The sequence below is a fragment of the Falsiroseomonas sp. HW251 genome (assembly GCF_050563545.1).
In the GTDB taxonomy this organism is placed as follows: Bacteria; Pseudomonadota; Alphaproteobacteria; order Acetobacterales; family Acetobacteraceae; genus Falsiroseomonas.
The window spans coordinates 33,654-53,136 of sequence record NZ_JBNXUM010000028.1 but is presented as its reverse complement, the minus strand read 5'-3'; the positions used below and the strand labels follow the sequence as shown (position 1 = coordinate 53,136).

Genomic DNA, 19,483 nt, shown 5'->3' with positions numbered 1-19,483 from the left:
CCTGGCCCCATGAGATCAGCGGGACTTCTCGCCTGGCTCTGTCTCGCCGCACCGGCGCTGGCCCAGCCGATCACGCTCGACCGCTTCGGCTCCTTCCATGTCGGCGGGCGGCAGGTCGAGATCTCGGGCAAGCCCGTCATCGAATACCTCCCGACGGTCGGCGGCGCGCCGCTGCGCATCGACCCCAACGGCACCTATGTCGTGGGCGGGATGTACGCGCAATTCATGGTGCCGGCGCCGATGCGCGGCCAGGTGCCGCTGATGCTGTGGCACGGCGCCTACCTCACGGGCGTGACCTACGAGACCACGCCCGACGGGCGAGAGGGCTGGCTGCACTTCTTCCTCCGCCGGGGCTGGGCGACCTATGTCACCGATGCCGTGGAACGCGGGCGTTCAGGCACCGCGATGTCGCCCGACATCTTCTCCCCACCGGTCTTCCTGCCGAGCTTCAACCCGTGGGAGCGCTTCCGCATCGGCGACGGCGCGGGGTCCTTCGCGCGCGGCACGACGCTGCCCGGCAACCAGTTCCCGACGGACCGCGAGAGCTACACCGCCTTCATGCGCCAGGTCGTGCCGCGCTACCTCAACACGGACGAGGACGTGATCGCGGCCTACATCGCGCTGCTGGAGCGTGTCGGCCCCAGCGCCGTGGTCGCGCACAGCCAGGGCGGCGCCTTCGCCTGGCAGGTGGCGCAGCGCCGGCCCGACCTGTTCCGCGCGCTGGTCCTGGTGGAGCCCGCCGGCACCGGCGTGGAGACGGACGCGGCGAAGCTCAAGGACATCCCGCAATTGCTGATCTATGGCGACTATGTGGACGCCGATCCCCGCTGGTCCGTCATCCGCCGCAACGCCCGCCGCTTCTCCGACGCGATCCGCGCCGCCGGCGGCCAGGTGGAGGATGTGGACCTGCCGTCGCGCGGCATCCGCGGCAACAGCCACATGATCATGATGGACCGGAACGGCGACGAGACCGCGCAGCTGATCCAGGACTGGCTCGCGGGGCGGGGGCTGTGGCGATGACCCCGCGCACCATCGCGCAGAAGATCATCGCCGCGCATTGCGGGCAGGAGACCGTCGAGCCCGGCGACTATGTCACGGTCTCCGCTGACTACACTGCCTGCCAGGAGCTCTTCTGGCCCGGCCACAAGCGCAACCTCGAGCGAATCGGCGTCGAGCGGATCCCGCGCCCCGACAAGGCGATCATGGTCATCGACCATTCGACGGCCGGCGCGATGGGCAGCCACCACCACGAGACCCATCGCACGCTGCGCGACTGGTGCGCGAAGCAGGGGATCGAGACCTTCTTCGGCCCGGGCAACGGGCTGCGGCACCTGGTGCTGACCGAACGCGGCTTCGCGCGGCCGGGCACGCTGGTCTTCTCCGACGAGGGCAACATCGCCTCGATCGGCGCGCTGAACGCGCTGAACATCCCGATCTCGACCGAGGTGCTGGTTTCCCTGATCCTGGACGAGAACTGGCTGGCGGTGCCGCCTTCCGCGCGCATCACGCTGACGGGGGCGCTCGGCTTCGGCGTCACCGCGCGCGACGTGATCCAGCACATCCTGGCCGACGCGACGCCGGGCGGGCGGCTGCTGCAATGCTGCGTGGAGTTCGATGGGCCCGCGCTGTCGGCGCTGAGCCTCGACGACCGGCAGACGCTGCTGGCGAGCCTGTTCCACTCCGGCGCCTATACCGGGATCATGGAGGCCGACGAGGTCGCGCTGCACTATGTCCGCGAACGTGACCAGGGCCGGCCCTGGCAGGTGGTGCGCGCCGATCCCGGCGCGTCCTACGTCGCGGAACTCCACTACGACATCGGCGACGTTGCGCCGATGGTCACCGTGCCGCCCGACGCGCATGCTGCCGTGCCGGTGGAGCAGACCGCGGGCAGGCGCATCGACCAGGCCTCGATCGGGTCCTGCGCGGGTGGGCGGCTCGATGACCTCCGCGCCGCCGCGCGCATCCTGCGCGGCCGCCGCGTCGCGCCGCATGTCACGCTCTACGTCACGCCGGGCAGCCGCAACGTCTACGCCCAGGCCGCGCGCGAAGGCCTGCTGGAGATCCTGGCCGAGGCCGGCGCTGCGGTGCTCGCGCCGGGCTGCACGACCTGCTGGGGCTATCAGGGCGTGCTGAACGACAACGAGGTCTCGATCTCCACTCAGCAGTTCAACTACCACGGCCGCAACGGCGCGCGGTCCTCGCGGGTCTATCTCGCCGGCCCGCATGTCGTCGCGGCCTCTGCCGTCGCCGGTGAGATCGTGGACCCGCGCCCCATGCTGGCGGAGTCGCGCGCATGACCCACGCCATCCCGAAGGGCCGCGTCTGGAAGTTCGGCGACGACGTCTGCGGCGACGACGGCATCATCGACTACTCGATCGTGCGCGAGAGCTTCGGCAAGGAACCGGACGAGGCCGCGCTGCGCGCCATGTGCTTCCGCCGCCTGCGCCCTGAATTCCCGGGCCAGGTGCGGTCGGGCGACATCGTCGTCGGCGGCCACAACTTCGCCCACCACAACCATGTCGAGGTCAGCGTCGCCATCCGCGCCTCCGGCATCGCGGTCGTGGTCGTGGAATCCTGTGAGGCGACCTTCATCCGCCGCGCGCTCAACACCGGCCTGCCCATCATGACCTGCCCCGGCATCGCGGCCGCGGTGCGGGATGGCGAGGTCATCGGCGCCGATCCCGCGACGGGCACGGTGACGCTGCCGTCCGGCAGCGTGCTGCAGGCGAAGCCGTTCTCACCCCGCATGGTGCAGATCTGGCAGGCGGGCGGCGTCATCCCGCTGCTGGAACGCGAATTCGCGGCGCGCCGCGCCGCCGACGCCGCAGGAGGAACCCCCGCATGATCACGCGCCGCACGGCGACGCTCGCCACCGTCGGCCTCGCGCTTGCCACGCAGGCGCGCGCCCAGTCCTTCCCCGACCGGCCCGTGCGCATGGTCGTGGCCTTCCCGCCCGGCGGCAACGTGGACTTCACCGCGCGCCTGATACAGCCCGCGATGAGCCAGGCGCTGGGACAGCAGATCGTGGTGGAGAACCGCGCCGGCGCGGGCGGTATCGTCGGCACGGAATCCGTCGCGCGCTCGCGCCCCGATGGCTACACCACGCTGATCACCGGCACGGCGCCGGTCTCGATCTTCCCGGTCGCCATGGACCGGCTCCCCTATGACCCGCTGAAGGACCTCGCGCCGGTCGGCATGTGCTATCGCGTGCCGGTCGTCGTCATGGTCAAGAAGGACCTGCCCGTCCGCACCCTTGCGGAGCTTGTCGCCCTGTCGAAGGCCACGCGCGGCGGGTTGTCCGTCGGCACCGCCGGCATCGGATCGGGCGCGCATCTCGCGATGGAGCTGTTCAACGCCGGCAGCGGCGCCGGCTTCGTGCATGTCCCCTATCGCGGCACCGGCCCGGCGCTGAACGACCTGATCGCCGGCACGATCCCGGTCGTCTTCGACCAGCTTTCGTCGGCACTGCAGATGCATGCCGACGGCCGCGCGCGCATCATCGGCATCGCCTCCGCCCAGCGATCCTCCCTGGTGCCGGAGGTCGAGACGCTGCGCGAGGCCGGCATCGCGGAGCCCGAGATCAGCACGACGGTCGGCGTCCTCGCCCCCGCCGGCACCCCGGAGGACACCATCGGCAAGCTGCGCGACGCGCTGGTCGCCGCGATGCGCGATGCCACGGTCAGGCAGCGCCTGACGGAGCTCGGCGCCTGGATCCCGCCGGCGGACCAGGTGACGCCCGCCAACTACGGCGCCGTGATCCGCGAGGAGATGGAGATCAACCGCCGGGCGGCGCAGCTCGGCAACGTGAAACTCGAATAGTCACCGCGATGGCTTGGGCGGCCGCGGCATCTCGAAGGTGTCGGTCGGCCTGACATACCCGCTGCCTTGCATGCGCCCCAGCAGCTTCAGCGCCGGCGTGTCCACGTGGTGCCGCTCGGCGTCCAGCATGCCGGCATCGTCCACATGCATCGCGAGAACCTGCCCCAGCACCACCGCGCCGCCGGCGGGCAGGTCCACGATCCGGAACACCTCGCATTCGAAGGCGACCGGCGCGCCGGCGATGCGCGGCGGCGCGACCTTGGTGGACGCCACCTGGCCCAGCCCAACGAGCGCCATTTCGTCCACCTCCGGCCCATGTTCGGCCGAGGTGAGGTTCATCGCCTCCGCCAACGCCTGGGTCACCATGTTCACCACGAACTGCCCGTCGCGCCGCACATTGGCGAGGCTGTCCTTGTCCTCCCCCAGCCGCGCGGCCATGCCGATGCAGAGCAGCGGCGGTTCCGTCGAGACCACGTTGAAGAAGGAGAACGGCGCGGCGTTGCAGCGCCCGTCGGCGTGACGCGTGACGACCCAGGCGATCGGGCGCGGCACGACCGTCGCGCTCAGCAGCTTGGCGCGCGCGTCCCTGGGCAGGGCGGTGAAGTCGAACAGCATGCGGCGATCAGGACCACAGGTGCCGCGCGAAGTCCACCAGCGCGCGGGCCGTCGCTTCCGGTTGTTCCGGCAGCAGCGCGTGGCCGGCATCGGGGATGACGACGACCTCCGCCAGCGGCCCGACCTGGCCGCGCAGCGCATCGCGCGTCGGCGGCGGGGAGATCACGTCATGCTCGGCACCGACATAGAGCAGCGGCACGCGTTCCGCCGCCCGCAGCCAGGCCCTGTCCGTCGTCGCCTGGCTCGCGCGGCGCTGCGCCAGGGCGACGTCCCTGTGCCAGCCCGCCAGCCACACCCGCGCATCGTGGCCCGGCGCGAAATAGGCGCGCGCCAGGTGATGCAGCCGCACCGCATCTGGCAGCGAGGCATCCGCGCAGGCATCGATGGAAGCGCGGATGTCCGGCGGCGACTCCCCGCCGATCACTGCGGCCAGCATAGCGACGCCCTTCACCAGCCCGGGCTCATCATGCGCCAGCGTGCGCGCCACCCAGTTCCCCGCCGCGTGACCCGCCGCCAGCGCCGGCGCGCCGCCCAGCATGCGCAGCGCCGCCGCGACGTCGGCCGCCATGTCATGCAGTGTCGCACCAGGCGCGAGCGGTGCGGACCGCCCGATCCCGCGGGGCTCCGGCCGCAGCAGCCGCAGCCCCGCGGCAAGCAGCGGCACCGCGATCCCATCGAAATCCTCCTGCCCGCGGCCGAGCGAGGGCAGCAGCACCAGCGTCGGCCCCTCGCCCTGGACCGTGACCTCGAGCGGACCGGCGGGCAGGTGCAGGATCCGGCTTGCTTCCGTCATGCGCGCGATCATAGCGCGACGAGGGGAGGGCACCATGCCCTCGCCCGGCACCGGCGGGATCGCGCTGCTCATTGACCCGTCGGGACGATCGCGGCAACGTCGAACGTCACTGGGTGCGAGGAACCACCGATGACGCGCCGCGGCCCGAAGGGCAGGGGCTAGGCCCGCAGCGATGCCGGCCCCGCTCACGCGCGCCTATGGCGACTTCCTGGGCTCCATGGCGACGCGCGCCGTGCCCGCTTCGTGCCTCGCCGTCGCGCGGCTCGGCTTCACCGACAGCCTCGGCGTGCTGCTGGCGGGGCGGGCCGAGACGGCGGTGACGACGCTGCGCGCGGCGCTGCGGTCCGATGGGGACGGCGGAGAGGTGCCGGCCCTGCTGGGCGCCGCCCGCGCCTCGGCCTCGGGCGCCGCGCTCCTGGATGCCACGGCGGCGCATGCGCTGGACTATGACGACTTCGCCTTCTCCAACCACCCGAGCGCGGTGATCGTGCCGGCGGTGCTCGCCGTCGCCGCACGGTCCGGCGCCGACGGGCGGCGCATGGCGGCGGCCTATGTCGCGGGCTACGAGGTCTGGTGCGACCTCTTCCTGCGCGAACGCGACCACTACTACAGCCGCGGCTGGCACCCGACGGCGGTGCTGGGGCCCGTCGGCGCGGCGGCGGCGGCGGCGGTCGCGATGGGGCTGGATGCGGAGCGCGCGATGCACGCCATCGCCATCGCCGCGTCCCAGGGCGGCGGCGTGTTCGAGAATTTCGGCAGCATGGTGAAGCCGCTGCATGGCGGCCGCGCCGCGCAATCCGGCGTGGTCGCCGCAGGCCTCGCCGCGGCGGGCATGACCGCCAGTCCGACCGCGCTGGAAGGCGCGTCCGGCCTGATGCGCGCGCTGTCGCCGAACGGCAACGTGGACATCGACACGCCGCCGCGTCTTAGCGAGACATGGCACAGCGCGACGCGCGGGCTGAACCTGAAGCGCTATCCCGTGGTGGGCGCCGCGCAGCGCCTGGCCGACATGGCGGTCGGGCTGCATGCCGCCGGCGCGCCGCGCGACGCCGCGCAGGTCGCGCGCATCGCGGTGACGATCAGCGAGAAGCATCTGCGCGTGATGCCGTTCGGCCTGCCGGAAGGCAGCCTGCAGGCCAAGTTCAGCCTGCCCTTCATCGTGGCCTGCGGCCTGCGCCATGGCCGCGTGGGTCTCGCCGAGGTGAGCGACGAGGCCGCTGCCGATCCCGCGATCCGCGCGCTGGCCCAGCGCATCGTAATCACCACGACGGCCGAGGCCGACCCGAACTGGCCCGATGCCGCCCCCACGGATGTGCTGGAGATCGAGACGACGGACGGACGCCGCATCGCCGCCCCGCCGGTCGCGCGCTGGCGCGGCCATGCCGACAACCCCATGGATGCGGCGGAACTGCGCGCGAAGTTCATGGACTGTGCGCGCTACGCCGATGTGCCGCAGGACCGCGCGAGCGCGCTGTTCGACACGCTGCAGCGGCTGGAGGACCTGCCGGGCGCCGCTGCCATCACCTCGGTCCTGGGCGCGACCCATGGCTGAGTGGCGCACGCGCGAGCGCATCCCGTTCTGGACGCCGGCGACGCGGCCGCGGATGGACTGGCCGGGCGGCGCGCGCGTGGCGGTCTGGGTGGTGCCGAACCTCGAGTACTACGAATACGCGCCCCCGCGTTACGACTTCCGCGACCAGTTCTCCCGTATCCGGCATCCCGACACGATGCAATGGGGCTATCGCGACTACGGCAACCGCGTGGGCGTGTGGCGCCTGGCCGAGGCCTTCGCCGAGTATCCGATCCGCGTCACGGCCTCGACGAATCTCGCGATCTTCGAGCATTGCCCGGAGATCGCGGCGCTGGTGCGCGAGCGGCAGTGGGAGGTGATGAGCCACGGGCTCTACAACACGCGCTACCTCGGCCGGTCCACGGAGGAGGAGGAGCGCGCGGGCTTCGCGCTGGAAGCCGAGATCTGCGCGCGCCACACCGGGACCACGCCGGCCGGGCTGCTCGGGCCCTGCGTGACGAACTCGCCCTGGACGATGGACCTGATTGCGGAAGCCGGCATGCGCTATCACGCGGACTGGGTGCATGACGACATCCCCGTGCCGATCGCGACGCGCAGCGGACGTCGGCTGGTCTCGGTGCCCTACAACTACGACATCAACGACGGCCCGGCGCTGGAAGGCCATTTCGACGCGGCCTATCTCGTCGAAGGTTGCATTGCCCAGTTCGACCGCCTGCATGCCGAAGCTGCGGAGGAAGGCAGCAAGGTCTTCTGCCTGGCGCTGCACACCTACCTCATGGGCCAGCCCCACACGATCGGCGCGCTGCGGCGGATCCTGGATCATGTCTGCGCCGCCGACGGCGTCTGGTTCGCGACGGGCGGCGAGATCGCCGACGCCGCGATGCCGGTGCTGGACGCGTGGGAGCGCGCGCGATGAGCGGCCAGTTGCAGCGCGGGCAGCCCGATCATCCGCACTCCGCCTGGTCCGCGCTGCCGACGCGCACGCCGCTGCGCTTCGCCAACGGCGCGGCGGTCGCGGCCTGCCCGGTGATCGCCTTCGATACGCATGAGGATGCGCCGCCGGCGGGCTGGCCGCAGCCGAACTGGCTCTCTGGCGGCGTTGGCATGCGGCCCGATCCCAACATCGCCCGTATCGGCCAGCGCGACTACGGGCTGCGCGCGGGCTGGCCGCGGCTGCGCGCCGCGATCCTCGGCGCCGGTCTGCGCTACGCCGCCGCCATGGACGCGATGACGGCGGAGCAACTGCCCGAGCTCCGCGACGAGGTCGCGCGGGACGTCGCCACCGGTGGCGCCGAATGGGTCGCGCATGGGATCAGCATCAACCGCCCGCTGCATGACGGGATGAACGAGGCCGAGGAATTCGGCTGCATCGCCGAGACGCGCCACCGCCTGGCCGCCCAAGGCATCGTCGCGAAGGGGTGGTGGGGCCCGGAATACGGCGAATCGCAGCGCACGCCGGCGCTGCTGGCCGAGGCCGGCTACGCCTTCACGCTCGACTGGTGCAACGACGAGCAGCCCTACGCCATGACCGTCCCGCGCGGACGGATCGCCGCGCTGCCACCCTTCGCCGATCTCGACGACGCCTTCAGTCTCTGCTCGCCGCGCGGCATCACGCCGGCGAGCTACGCCGCGAACCTCGCCATGGCCGCCGAGGGCCTGGCGCGCGACGGTGCGTCATCCGCGCGCTGCATGGTGTGGATGATGCGCCCCTTCCTGTCCGGCCAACCCTTCCGCATCGTCCCGATCGAGGCCGCGCTGAAGCGCATCGGCGCGACGCCGGGCGTCTGGGCCGCGCTGCCTTCCGAGATCCTGCACCAAGCCGGCCTGATGGAGGCCCCATGACCACCGACACCGATGCGACGCTCGCCGCGATCCGCGCGATCTACGACAGCCAACACATCCGCACGAAGCAGCTCGGCTTCGGCCGCAAGGCCGCGGTCCTGGTCGTGGATTTCCAGCATCTCTACACCCGCGGCCGTGCCTCCACCGGGCTGGACGCGGTCGAGGCCACCGCGACGCTGCTGAAGGCCGCGCGGGCGGCGGGGATGCGCGCGATCTACACAGTCGTGGCCTATGCGCCGGGCGACGAGGAGCGCGTGCTCTGGACGATGAAGCTGCCGGGGCTGCTGGACAACCGCACGGGATCGGAAGCCGTGCAGGTGGACCCGCTGATCGCGCCGCAGCCTGGCGACAGCGTGATCGAGAAGAAGGCGGCCTCGGCCTTCCTGCACACCGGCCTGGCGGAGGCGCTGAAGGCCGAAGGCGTGGACACGCTGCTGGTCTGCGGCACCTCCACCTCGGGCTGCGTGCGCGCCTCCGTCGTCGAGGGCATGGGGCAGGACTTCCGCATGATCGTGGTGAAGGAATGCGTCAGCGACCGTTCCGCGCTGCTGCACGAGGTCGCGCTGTTCGACATGGGCTCGAAATACGCCGACCTCGTCACCCTGGACGAGGCGCTGGCCGCGATCGCCGCGCACCGGCAGGCCGCGTGACGCAGGCAGTCCGCCTCGAGGAGGTCTCCAAGACCTTCCGCACCGCGCAGGGCGAGGTCCAGGCGCTGCGGCCGACCAGCCTGACGGTCGCGCAGGGCGAGATCCTCGGCCTGCTCGGCTTCTCCGGCGCCGGCAAGTCGACGCTGCTGCGCACCATCAACCGGCTGGAGGAGCCGACGGGCGGGCGCATCATCGTCGAAGGCACCGACATCACCGCGCTGTCGGGCGCCGCGCTGCGCCAGGCGCGCGCCCACATCGGCATGATCTTCCAGCAGTTCAACCTGCTGGCCCAGCGCACCGCGCTGGAGAACGTGGCGCTCGCGCTCGACATCGCCGGCGTGGGCGGCGCGGAACGCCTGCGACGCGCAGAGGAAGCGCTGGCGACGGTGGGCCTGTCCGACAAGGCGCGCGCCTACCCGGCGCAGCTCTCCGGCGGCCAGCGGCAGCGCGTCGCGATCGCGCGCGCGCTGGTCAACAACCCGCGCGTCCTGCTGTCGGACGAGGCCACCAGCGCGCTCGACCCGCATTCGTCGTTGTCCATCCTGCGCTTCCTCAAGCGGCTCTGCCGCGAACGTGGCATGACCATCCTGCTCGTCACCCACGACATCAACGTCGCGCAGTACATGTGCGACCGCGCGCTGGTGATGGAGAAGGGCGCGGTCGTGGAGACGCTGGAGTTCCGCGACCCGCGCCCGACCAGCGCGCTCGGCCGCTTCTTCCTCGAGACGCACAAGGGCTGGACGGACGAGACGCTGGTGCCGGGCGAGGAAGCTGCTTGATGGCTGCCTATTCACGGCTTCACGCGCTGCGCATGCTACGCCGATCGGAGGCCGGGTGATGCTGGACGGCTTCCTCTCGCTCTGGCCCGACCTGCAGAAGGCGATCGGCGAGACGCTGCTGATGGTCGGCATCACCATGGTCTTCGCGGTGCTGGTCGGCATCCCGCTGGGCCTGCTGCTGTTCCTCACGCGCGACGGCGGCCTGTCGCCGCGGCCGCTGCTCAACCGGGTCACGGCCGCGGCAGTCAACGCGCTGCGGAGCTTCCCCTTCATCATCCTGATGGTGCTGCTGATCCCCGTGGCGCGCATCGTCGTCGGCACCTCGATCGGGCCGCGCGCGGCCGCGCTCGCGCTCTCCGTCGCCGCCATCCCCTTCTTCGCCCGCCTGGTCGAGCAGAATTTGCGGGAGGTGCCGCGCGGCGTTGTGGACGCCGCCATCGCCTCCGGCGCGTCCAGCTGGCAGATCATCCGCTACGTGCTGCTGCCCGAAGCCCGGCCCGGCCTGATCGGCAGCGTCACCATCACCGCGACGGGCTTCATCGCCTATTCCGCCGTCGCCGGCGCGATCGGGGCGGGGGGCCTGGGCGACCTCGCCATCCGCTACGGCTATTATCGCTTCGAGACCGATGTCATGGTCTGGTGCGTGATCGTGATGTTCGTGCTGGTGCAGGGCACGCAATGGATCGGGGACTGGCTGGTGCGGCGCCTGGATCGCCGCTGACGGGGAGAGATGCGATGAACAGGCGGCACCTTCTGGGATTCCTGGGCGCGGCGGTCGCGATGCCCGCGATGGCACAGGACCGTCAGATCCGCATCGGCTTCTTCCCCGGTCCCTATGCCGACCAGTTCAAGCGCGCCATCCAGCCCATGCTGGAACGCGAGGGCTACCGCGTGACGGTGACGGAACTCTCCAACGCCATCCAGCCCAACACCGCGGTGATGGACGGCGCGCTCGACGCCAACATCTTCCAGAACCGCGCCTTCATGGAGACCTTCAACGAACGCAACCGCGGCGACCTGCGCGAGATGCTGCGCATCCCCTCCGCGCCGCTCGGCCTCTACAGCCGCAACATCACTGCGCTGGACGGGATCCGCAACGGCATGCGGGTCGCGGTGCCGAACGACCCCGCCAACATGGGCCGCGCGCTGGCCTTCCTGGCAAGCCTCAACCTGATCACGCTCGACCCGTCGGTGCCAGCGACGCGCGCGACCCAGCGCAACATCACGGGCAACCCGCGCAACCTGCAGATCGTGCCACTGGACGCGCCGCAGATGCCGCGCGCGCTGCCCGACGTGGACGCCGCGGCAATCCTCGGCAACCACGTCATCGCGGCGGGGATGCTGCTGTCCAGCGCCATCGCGCTGGAGGATCCCGCGCCGGAGTACCAGATCATCATCGTCGCGCGAGAGGGCGCCGCGAACGCGCCCTGGCTGCGCGACCTGCTCGCGGCCTATCGCTCGCCGGCCTTCAAGGAGTTCATCGCGAACGACCCGCGCAGCCGCGGCTTCTCGACGCCCGACTACTGGCGTTGAGCATCGCGCTCGACCACGCCGGCATCCTGGTCCCACGGCTCGAAAAGGCCGCGGCGCTGCTGGCGCGGCTCGGCTTCACGCTGACCGCGCGGGCCGAGCATCGCGCCGCCGACGGCGCCAGCGCGGGCAGCGCGCAATGCTCCATCATGCTCGAGACCGGCTATGTCGAGGTGCAGGAGATCGCGGAGCTCGCCACCAGCGCGCATCTGCTGGCCGCCGCCGCGCGGCGCAATTTCGGGCTGCACACGCTCGCCTTCGACGTGCAGGACGCCGAGGCCGCGCGACAGGCGGTGGCCGCGTCCGGGCTGTCGGTGACGCCGGTCATGCACTGGGCCCGCCGCGTCGAGGAGCCGGACATCGCGGCCGAGGCGCGCTTCGCCTTCTTCGTTGCTGCCTATGACGCGAAGGACGAGGCGCTGCTCTGCTGGGTGCAGCACCTGACCCCCGAGGCGCTGCGTAGCCCGCGGCTCCTGCGCCATGCGAACGGCGCGCGCGCGTTGCGATCGGTGATCATCGCGACATCCGGCGATCCTTCAACGCTGGTTGCGCGATACGTTGCGGCCGGCGGTGCGAACGGAGAAGGCGCCGTGCGCTTCGGCGACGGCCTGGTCGAGATCCGCCGGCAAGACGCGCTGCCGTCATGCCTTCACCGCGACTGGCCGGCGGACGCCTGGTTCGCCGCGCTGCGCATCGCCTTCGCTGACCCAGCCCTCTTCGCCGATGCCGCGCAGCGCGAGGGCTTCGACGCCCGGCCCTGGGATGGCGCCATTGCGGTGGACCTGCGCCGGGCGCTCGGCTGCGTCATCGTCGCGGAGCAGGCGCCAGGCTGAACGGCACCACGCGTCCCGCCGACGTCCCGCTTTCGTCCAGTACCCAGTCCCGCACCGCCGCGCCGTAATCCGCAAAGGCCAGCACGACCGAGGACAGCCACGGCGCCACCCAGGCGTTCAACGGCCCGCCATCGAAGCCCCAGATCGGCGGGAGCCTTGGCAGTCCCGCATCCGCCAGCACGCGATGCGCGGCGAAGGCGATGAGGTCGGAGGTGCAGAGCAGCCCGTCCGGCAGCCGCCCGCGCCTGAGCATCCGCCGCGCCGCCTCGGCGCCGATCCTGAGGTGATCGAGGCCCGCCCCGCCCAGCACGTCGCCCGCCGCCAGCCGCGCGCCCGCGGCTTCGCGGAAGCCGGCCAGCCGGTCCGCGGTGGCCGAGGAGAAGAGCGGCCCGTGGATCGCGCCGAGCCGCCGCGCGCCGCCCGCGATCAGCGCGCGCGCCACCGCCGCGCCCGCGGCGTGGTCGTCTATGCCGACGAAGGGCGCCGGCGCGCCGGGGCAGCGCCGCGCGACGAAGAGCAGCCGGTCCCCCGCCGCGCGTGCTTGCGCCAGGCCGGGGCTTTCGACCGCGCCCAGCAGCACCGTCGCGCGCGGCCGCAGCGCGCGCATCGCCGCCAGCGCCTGGTCCTGCAGCGCGGCCTGGTCATGCGTGTCGGAGATGATCGCGGCGATGCCGTCGGCAGCCAGTGCCGCCTCGATGGAGGATGCGATCGCGGCCATGGTCGGGTTCGCCAGGTTCGGCGCGAGCAGCGCAACGAGTTCGCCCTGTCCCCGCCGCAGCTCGCGCGCCGCGGCAAGCGGGCGGTAGGCCAGCCGGTTCGCCACGGCCTGCACACGTGCCACCGTCTCGGCATTCGCCTTGCCCGGCACGCCGTTCAGCACGCGCGAGGCCGTGGCGATGGACACGCCCGCTTCCTCCGCGACCTGGCGGAGCGTCGGCGCTCCGAGACCGGTGACATTCTTTCTGGACATCGCGCTCCGTCCCGCGGTAGCATGCAGAAGGTAAACGTTTACCCTCGTGCAGGCAAGGCGGGGGAGACAAGGGAGGATACGATGCGCGACAGCATTCTCGGCCAGGCCAGGCTCACCCGGCGCGCACTCGGCGGCGCGGCCGTCGCGGCACTGGCCTTGCCCGCCGTGGCGCGCGCGCAGGCCGCGACGCTCACGGTCTGGCATGACCTCGGCGACAACGGCATCGCCTGGTTCAACCGCGTGGGCGAGGCCTTCGCGCAGGTGCGGCCGGGCGTGACGATACGCAGCCAGTCCTTCCCGACCGACCAGTGGTTCGGGCGCGTGATCGGCGCGATCAACACCAACTCCGCGCCGGACCTGATCTTCAACAACTACGAACGCGTCATCCGCATCCAGTCCCAGACCTCCAAGGTCATGGACATGAAGCCCGTGCTGGACAGCATCCAGGACCGCGGCTTCCTGACCGAGGCCGACCTGCGCGTCGCCACCTTCGGCGGGAAGATGATCATCATCCCCGTCCAGCGCGTGCAGATGGCGCTCGGCACCCGCAAGTCCTGGCTGGACAAGGTCGGCGAGCAGGTGCCGGTGACCTGGGACGACGTGAAGCGCATCGCGCCGAAGTTCAGGGACAACGACCCCGACGGCAACGGCCGCGCCGACACCTTCCCCTTCGCGCTGCAGGCCGCCCGTCCGCGCGACCTCATCCACATGCTGGACCTCTTCACCTTCGGCGCCGGGCTGAACCACACGCTGATCGACCCGCAGGGCAACATCGTCATCGACGAGCCACAGCACGCCGCGGTGCTGACGGAGTTCCTGCGGACCTACTCGACCTACCGCTTCGTCGCGCCCGACACGATCAACCACTCCTTCACCGAGATGTACCAGGTGATCGAGGGCGGGCGCGCCGGCATGTTCCGTGTGGGCGACTGGAACGTCGGCCGCTGGGATCGCCCGAACATCCTGAACGGCGACTTCGTGTCCCACCCCTGGCCGCGCTTCTTCCCCGACCGCGACCCCGCCGTGGTGATCGGCGGCATGCGCGGCGTCGGCATCCCGGAGAACGCGCCGAACCGCGATCTCTCCATCGCCTTCGCCCGCTTCATGCTGGAGAAGCCGCCGCAGCAGGCCAGCCTGCAGGTGATGGGATCGGCCATGCGCACCGACCTCGACCTCGGCGCGCTGTCGCCACAGCAGCAGTGGTTCGCGCGCGCGCAGCACAAGCTCGTCGCCTACGACTTCCCCGAGGCGACCTTCACCTACTACCCCGAGCTCGAGGCGCAGTATCACCGCCGCCTGCTCGCCGCCATCGCGACGCCGCCGCGCGACCACGAGGTCTTCGTGCGCGACCTCGCCAAGGACATGCGGGACACCGCACAGCGACTGTCGCGCGGATGAGCGCGGGGCCCGTCGCCGCCGGGCGCCTGCCCGGCGGCGAGAGGCGGCCGCTCGCGGGCCTGATCGCCCGCACCAGGGGAGAGGGGGTGTTCTACCTCCTCGTGCTGCCCTTCGCCGCGCTCACCATCCTGTTCGGGCTGTGGCCGATCCTGCTGTCGGTGCAGGTGTCGTTCACGGCGTCCGCCACCGCATTGCGGCCCGACCCGCAATGGGTGGGCTTCGCGAACTACGCGACCGTGCTGGCGGACGAGCAGTTCCTGGGCAGCCTCTGGCGCACGCTGGCCTATACCGTCATGGCGGTCGTGGCCAACCTGGCCTTCGCGCTGGCCGCGGCGCTGCTGCTGGATTCGAAGCTGCTGCCGCGGGGCAACATGCTGTTCCGCCTCGTGCTCTTCCTGCCGGTCGTGACGCCCGATGTCGCGGGCTATGTCGTCTGGCGCTGGCTGTTCGACCGCAGCTTCGGCGCGGTGAACGCGGCGCTGGACCTGGTGGGCCTGCCGCCCTTTGGCGGGCTGACCATGGTCGGCACCGCCACGACGGCCATCCTGATCGCCGAGCTCTGGCACCACGCCGGCTTCTACATGCTGATCTTCCTCGCCAACCTCGCGATCCGCGATCCCGCGCTGGAGGAAGCCGCCAAGGTGGACGGCGCCGGCGTCTGGGCGCGCTTCCGGCACGTGATCCTGCCGCAGCTGCGCCCCGCGATCGTGATCAACCTGGTCTACGCGACGATCCAGTTCCTCAAGACCTTCACCGTGGTCGTGGTGATGACGAAGGGCGGGCCGGCGGAAAGCACGACCTTCGTCAGCTACCTCGCCTATCAGTTCTTCGACCAGGCCCGCTACGGAGAGGCGACGGCCATGGCAACCATCCTCTTCGCGATCGTCATCGCGTTGTCGCTGCTGGCCTATGGGCTCGGCGAAAGGGGGCGGACATGAAGCGCGCGCTGCCCTCCGTCGCCGCCTATGCCGTCGCCATCCCCGTCGCCGCGGCCTTCCTCTTCCCCTATGCTTGGATGCTCTCCGGCGCGTTCCGGCGCACGCGCGACGTGCTGTCCGACCCGCTGCGGCTCTGGCCGGAGCAGTGGAACCTCGACGTGCTGGAGGATATCGGCCGGATCGGCGGCGTCCCGCTCTGGAGCTTCGTCGCGAACTCGCTGCTCTACACCGCGCTGGCCACGGTAATCGGTACGCTGGCGGCCGCACTCGGCGCCTATGCGATCGTGCGCAAGCCGCATCTGCCGGGCTTCCGCTGGCTGCGCGCGGGATTCCTGCTGACGGTGATGTACCCCTACATGCTGCTGGTCATCCCCGTGTACATCGTGATGCACAAGATCGGCCTGTTGGGATCGCCGCTCGGCATCGTGCTGTTCCTCTGCCTCGGTCCCATCCAGTTCTTCCTCTTCGAGCAGTTCTTCCGCGCCATCCCCAAGGAAGTGATCGAGGCCGCGACGATCGACGGCGCCAGCGAATGGCAGATCCTGCTGCGGATCGTGCTGCCCATGGCGATGCCGGTGACCGCGACGGTCTCGCTGATCGGCTTCCTGCTGACCTGGGCGCAGTGGTTCCCGGTCCTCGTGATCTCGCGCGGGCCGGAGACCTACACGCTGCCCGTCGCGTTGCTCTCGCTGAACACGGAGCTCGGCGCGAGCTTCCAGGGCATCATGGCGCTGGCGGTGATCACGACGCTGCCGCCGGCGATCCTCTTCCTGCTGGCGCAGCGCCGCGTGATGCAGGGCATGGCGCAGGGAGCCGTCAAGGGATGATGCAAGGTCTGCCGGAGCGGATCGAGACGGCGCGGCGGCGCACGCTGGCCTGGCTCGATGCGATGCAGGCGCCCGGCCTGCCGCGCGGCGTCTCCCGCATCAGCGCCGCGCATGACGCGGAACGCTGGCCCGGCGTGCTACTCCCCGGCACCTACAACGCCGTGATGTGCCGCGCGCTGATCGGCGGCCTCGACGGCTTCTCCGCCGCCGATCGCGGCGCGCTGGTCGCCTGGCTGGAATCGCACCGCCTGGCCGATGGCCGCTTCCGCATCCCCGGCATGCGCGACGAGGACGTGTTCAAGAAGCCCGACCCCGTCGAGACCTGGGGCTACATCGACTTCCACGTCACGAACTACAGCCTCGGCGCCATCGAGGCGCTTGATCCCGCGCGCCGGCCGAAGCTGGATTTCGCGCGCCGCTTCCTGGACCCGCAACCCCTTCTCGCCTGGCTCGCGCTGCGCGACCTCCGCGACCCCTGGCAGGAGGGGAACAACATCGTCAACCTCGGCAGCTTCCTTCTGGGGCTGATGGCCGAGGACGCGACCCGCGCCGACCGCGCGCTGCAACTGATGTTCGACTGGCACGACCGCCTGCAGGAGCCCGCGACCGGCTTCTGGGGGGTGAACCAGGCACATGATGCGCGCGCGCTGCTGCACGCCTTCGCAGGCTCCATGCACAATTTCCACCTGTGGTACGAGACGCGCCGCGTCCTGCCGTACCAGGCGCGCGCGATGGACTACGTGCTGACTCTGCCGCCCGTGATCGACAGCGCCTGCATCGACGTGGACGCGGTGGACCTGCTGGTGCATGGCCTGGCGCTCACCGGACACCGGGACGCCGATGTCCGGGCCTGGTGCGCCGCGCTGCTGCCGCGGCTGCTGGACTGGCAGGAGGATGACGGCGGCTTCTGCGACATCCGGGACGGCGTCCGCCGCCAGGATGGCTGGGTGCGCGGCTACGAGGAGCCGCAGGGTTTCTCCAACACCTTCGCCACCTTTTTCCGCTGGATCGCCATCGCGATGATCGCCGACCTGTTCTGGCCGCGCCGCTGGCCCTGGCGCTTCCGGCGGATGGTCGGGATCGGCTACCGGATGCCCATGTCCGGTCGCCCGAGGGCGGAGGCGCCGAAGGCGACGAGCACCGAGGGCGTGAATCGGACATGACGAAGATGGCGCGATGAACGACGCCGAGGACCCCTTCGCGCATCTGCACGACGAGGCCTACGACGCCGCGCTGGTCGCGCGCCGCGCCACCGCCGCGACGCTGGTGCTGCCGCAGGGGCGCCCCGTCATCCCGCTCGACGGCACCTGGCGCCTGACGCTCGACCTCTTCGAGGAGGGGTTGCGCCAGCGCTGGTACGACTACGACGACGCGCCGCCCGAACGCTGGGACACGCCGCGCGACTGGCAATGGGATGCCGGCGAGCCCGCGCCCGTGCCGGGCTGCTTCACCCTGCTGCGGCCGGAACTGCTGCACTACGAAGGCGCGGTCTGGTACATCAGGGACTTCGACGCCGAGGCGGCGGGCGACGACGCCGTGCTGCTGCAGTTCGGCGCCGCCGCGCAGCGCGCCGAAATCTTCCTCAACGGCATCCATCTCGGCGGCCATCTCGGGGGGTCCACGCCCTTCACGCTGGACGCCACCGCCGCGCTGCGGCCCGGGCGCAACCGGCTGATGGTGATGGTGGAGAACGCACGCCGCCCCGACCGCGTGCCGATGCGCCATTTCGACTGGTTCAACCATGGCGGCCTGCACCGGTCGGTCGCGCTGATGCGCGTGCCGCGCCTGCATCTGCGCCACTTCGCCGCCTGGCTCGACAGGGGCGGCATCCGTGTCCGCGCGCGGCTTTCCGCGCGGCGGGACGCGACGGCGCGGATCCGCATTCCCGCCCTCGGCCTGGATGCCGCCTTGCCCATCGTCGCGGGCGAGGGCGAAATCCTGCTGCCCGCCGACCCTCCGCGCTGGTCGCCCGCCTCGCCGACGCTGCTGGACGTCGAGGTCTCGCTCGGCGGCGACGTGCTGCGCGACCGCATCGGCTTCCGCGACATCCGCACGGAGGGAACGCGCATCCTGCTGAACGGCGAGGACCTGGTCCTCTGTGGCGCCTGCGTGCATGAGGACGACGTCGCGACCGGCCGCTGCACCGATCCCGCCGACATCGCCCGCCGCATCGCGCATGCCAGGGAGCTCGGCGCCAACTTCCTCCGTCTCACGCACTATCCCCATGACGAGCGCGTCGCGCGCGCCTGCGACGAGGCCGGGCTGCTGCTCTGGGCCGAGATCCCGGTCTACTGGGCGATCGACTTCGCCAACCCTGCGACGCTGGCCGATGCGCGCAACCAGCTCGAGGAGCTGATCGCCCGCGACGCCAACCGCGCCAGCGTCATCCTCTGGGGCGTCGGCAACGAGAACGCGGACACCGATGCGCGCCTGCATTTCATGGCGACGCTGGCCGCAGCCGCGAAATCAGCCGATCCCTCGCGCCTGGTGACCGCGGCCTGCCTGATCAACCGCGAGACCTTCCGCATCGAGGACCGCCTGGCGGACCACCTCGACGTCATCGGCCTCAACGAATACTTCGGCTGGTACGAGCAGGGCTTCCAGGGCCTGCAGCGCCTGCTCGCGAACTCCAGGCCCGACCGCCCCGTCATCATCAGCGAGACCGGGGCCGATGCGCTGGCGGGCTATCGCGATCCCGCCGCGCCGCTGTTCAGCGAGGAACGCCAGGTCGCCTTCTACGAGGGCCAGGCCGCCGCGCTGGAACGCGCGACGTATGTGCGCGGCATCGCGGCCTGGCTGCTCTACGATTTCCGCTCGCTGCGCCGGCAGACGCTCCCGCAGGGTGGCTTCAACCGCAAGGGCGTGATCGCCGAGGATAAGGCAACGAGGAAGCTGGGCTTCGCCGCTCTTGCCGCCCTGTTCGAACGGTTGCGCGCGGCACGCGCCGAGCGCTGATCG

20 protein-coding genes are annotated in these 19,483 nt (G+C 71.2%); 17 read left to right on the top strand and 3 right to left on the bottom strand.

Annotation, left to right across the window (positions count from 1 at the left end; genetic code table 11):
* Window positions 1-9: 9 nt before the first annotated feature.
* From ACLF3M_RS26760 to ACLF3M_RS26745, 4 genes are read left to right on the top strand one after another with little or no spacing between them, the layout of a single operon-like run.
* Window positions 10-1,020 carry an alpha/beta fold hydrolase gene (locus tag ACLF3M_RS26760; RefSeq protein ID WP_430660054.1) on the top strand — a complete coding sequence of 337 codons (1,011 nt, stop codon included), beginning with the start codon at window positions 10-12 and terminating at the stop codon, window positions 1,018-1,020.
* On the top strand, window positions 1,017-2,297 hold the full coding sequence (locus ACLF3M_RS26755) for a 3-isopropylmalate dehydratase large subunit (RefSeq protein ID WP_430660053.1): 1,281 nt from the start codon (window positions 1,017-1,019) through the stop codon (window positions 2,295-2,297). Before ACLF3M_RS26760 ends, ACLF3M_RS26755 begins: the two co-directional genes overlap by 4 nt.
* The gene (locus ACLF3M_RS26750) at window positions 2,294-2,845 is read left to right on the top strand and encodes a hypothetical protein (RefSeq protein WP_430660052.1); all 552 of its coding nucleotides are present in this window, start codon (window positions 2,294-2,296) and stop codon (window positions 2,843-2,845) included. The genes ACLF3M_RS26755 and ACLF3M_RS26750 overlap by 4 nt, the downstream gene beginning before the upstream one ends.
* On the top strand, window positions 2,842-3,819 hold the full coding sequence (locus tag ACLF3M_RS26745) for a Bug family tripartite tricarboxylate transporter substrate binding protein (protein WP_430660051.1): 978 nt from the start codon (window positions 2,842-2,844) through the stop codon (window positions 3,817-3,819). Before ACLF3M_RS26750 ends, ACLF3M_RS26745 begins: the two co-directional genes overlap by 4 nt.
* On the opposite strand, the gene ACLF3M_RS26740 is transcribed toward ACLF3M_RS26745, so the two are convergent.
* Both ACLF3M_RS26740 and ACLF3M_RS26735 read right to left on the bottom strand, forming a co-directional pair.
* Window positions 3,820-4,434, bottom strand: a complete 615-nt coding sequence (locus ACLF3M_RS26740; protein ID WP_430660050.1) for a flavin reductase family protein — start codon at window positions 4,432-4,434, stop codon at window positions 3,820-3,822.
* Between the two features lie 7 nt (window positions 4,435-4,441).
* Window positions 4,442-5,227: an alpha/beta fold hydrolase gene (locus tag ACLF3M_RS26735; RefSeq protein ID WP_430660049.1), complete on the bottom strand. Its 786-nt coding sequence runs from the start codon at window positions 5,225-5,227 to the stop codon at window positions 4,442-4,444.
* Between the two features lie 172 nt (window positions 5,228-5,399).
* Here ACLF3M_RS26735 and ACLF3M_RS26730 point away from each other — a divergent pair, with 172 nt between their 5' ends.
* Genes ACLF3M_RS26730 through ACLF3M_RS26695 form a run of 8 tightly spaced genes read left to right on the top strand, consistent with a single transcriptional unit; the run spans window position 5,400 to window position 12,392 of the window.
* The gene (locus ACLF3M_RS26730; protein WP_430660048.1) at window positions 5,400-6,779 is read left to right on the top strand and encodes an MmgE/PrpD family protein; all 1,380 of its coding nucleotides are present in this window, start codon (window positions 5,400-5,402) and stop codon (window positions 6,777-6,779) included.
* On the top strand, window positions 6,772-7,674 hold the full coding sequence (locus ACLF3M_RS26725; protein ID WP_430660047.1) for a hypothetical protein: 903 nt from the start codon (window positions 6,772-6,774) through the stop codon (window positions 7,672-7,674). The genes ACLF3M_RS26730 and ACLF3M_RS26725 overlap by 8 nt, the downstream gene beginning before the upstream one ends.
* On the top strand, window positions 7,671-8,600 hold the full coding sequence (locus ACLF3M_RS26720) for a hypothetical protein (RefSeq protein WP_430660046.1): 930 nt from the start codon (window positions 7,671-7,673) through the stop codon (window positions 8,598-8,600). The genes ACLF3M_RS26725 and ACLF3M_RS26720 overlap by 4 nt, the downstream gene beginning before the upstream one ends.
* Window positions 8,597-9,250: an isochorismatase family protein gene (locus tag ACLF3M_RS26715; protein WP_430660045.1), complete on the top strand. Its 654-nt coding sequence runs from the start codon at window positions 8,597-8,599 to the stop codon at window positions 9,248-9,250. Before ACLF3M_RS26720 ends, ACLF3M_RS26715 begins: the two co-directional genes overlap by 4 nt.
* Window positions 9,247-10,029 carry a methionine ABC transporter ATP-binding protein gene (locus ACLF3M_RS26710; RefSeq protein WP_430660044.1) on the top strand — a complete coding sequence of 261 codons (783 nt, stop codon included), beginning with the start codon at window positions 9,247-9,249 and terminating at the stop codon, window positions 10,027-10,029. The genes ACLF3M_RS26715 and ACLF3M_RS26710 overlap by 4 nt, the downstream gene beginning before the upstream one ends.
* A gap of 58 nt (window positions 10,030-10,087) precedes the next feature.
* Window positions 10,088-10,750: a methionine ABC transporter permease gene (locus ACLF3M_RS26705; protein WP_430660043.1), complete on the top strand. Its 663-nt coding sequence runs from the start codon at window positions 10,088-10,090 to the stop codon at window positions 10,748-10,750.
* A 14-nt stretch (window positions 10,751-10,764) separates the two neighbouring features.
* The gene (locus ACLF3M_RS26700) at window positions 10,765-11,562 is read left to right on the top strand and encodes a MetQ/NlpA family ABC transporter substrate-binding protein (RefSeq protein WP_430660042.1); all 798 of its coding nucleotides are present in this window, start codon (window positions 10,765-10,767) and stop codon (window positions 11,560-11,562) included.
* The gene (locus ACLF3M_RS26695; protein ID WP_430660041.1) at window positions 11,559-12,392 is read left to right on the top strand and encodes a VOC family protein; all 834 of its coding nucleotides are present in this window, start codon (window positions 11,559-11,561) and stop codon (window positions 12,390-12,392) included. Before ACLF3M_RS26700 ends, ACLF3M_RS26695 begins: the two co-directional genes overlap by 4 nt.
* Here ACLF3M_RS26695 and ACLF3M_RS26690 read toward each other — a convergent pair.
* Window positions 12,364-13,362, bottom strand: coding sequence for a LacI family DNA-binding transcriptional regulator (locus ACLF3M_RS26690; RefSeq protein WP_430660040.1), 999 nt, complete (start codon window positions 13,360-13,362; stop codon window positions 12,364-12,366). The two genes, ACLF3M_RS26695 and ACLF3M_RS26690, sit on opposite strands and share 29 nt — an antisense overlap.
* 81 nt (window positions 13,363-13,443) lie before the next feature.
* On the opposite strand from ACLF3M_RS26690, the gene ACLF3M_RS26685 reads away from it, so the two are divergent.
* From ACLF3M_RS26685 to ACLF3M_RS26665, 5 genes are read left to right on the top strand one after another with little or no spacing between them, the layout of a single operon-like run.
* Complete coding sequence (locus tag ACLF3M_RS26685) at window positions 13,444-14,760, top strand: ABC transporter substrate-binding protein (protein WP_430660039.1); 1,317 nt, start codon at window positions 13,444-13,446, stop codon at window positions 14,758-14,760.
* The gene (locus ACLF3M_RS26680) at window positions 14,757-15,698 is read left to right on the top strand and encodes a carbohydrate ABC transporter permease (protein WP_430660038.1); all 942 of its coding nucleotides are present in this window, start codon (window positions 14,757-14,759) and stop codon (window positions 15,696-15,698) included. Before ACLF3M_RS26685 ends, ACLF3M_RS26680 begins: the two co-directional genes overlap by 4 nt.
* On the top strand, window positions 15,695-16,525 hold the full coding sequence (locus ACLF3M_RS26675) for a carbohydrate ABC transporter permease (RefSeq protein ID WP_430660037.1): 831 nt from the start codon (window positions 15,695-15,697) through the stop codon (window positions 16,523-16,525). The genes ACLF3M_RS26680 and ACLF3M_RS26675 overlap by 4 nt, the downstream gene beginning before the upstream one ends.
* Window positions 16,522-17,688, top strand: a complete 1,167-nt coding sequence (locus ACLF3M_RS26670) for a hypothetical protein (protein ID WP_430660036.1) — start codon at window positions 16,522-16,524, stop codon at window positions 17,686-17,688. Before ACLF3M_RS26675 ends, ACLF3M_RS26670 begins: the two co-directional genes overlap by 4 nt.
* A gap of 13 nt (window positions 17,689-17,701) precedes the next feature.
* Window positions 17,702-19,480 carry a glycoside hydrolase family 2 protein gene (locus ACLF3M_RS26665; RefSeq protein WP_430660035.1) on the top strand — a complete coding sequence of 593 codons (1,779 nt, stop codon included), beginning with the start codon at window positions 17,702-17,704 and terminating at the stop codon, window positions 19,478-19,480.
* Window positions 19,481-19,483: the final 3 nt, after the last annotated feature.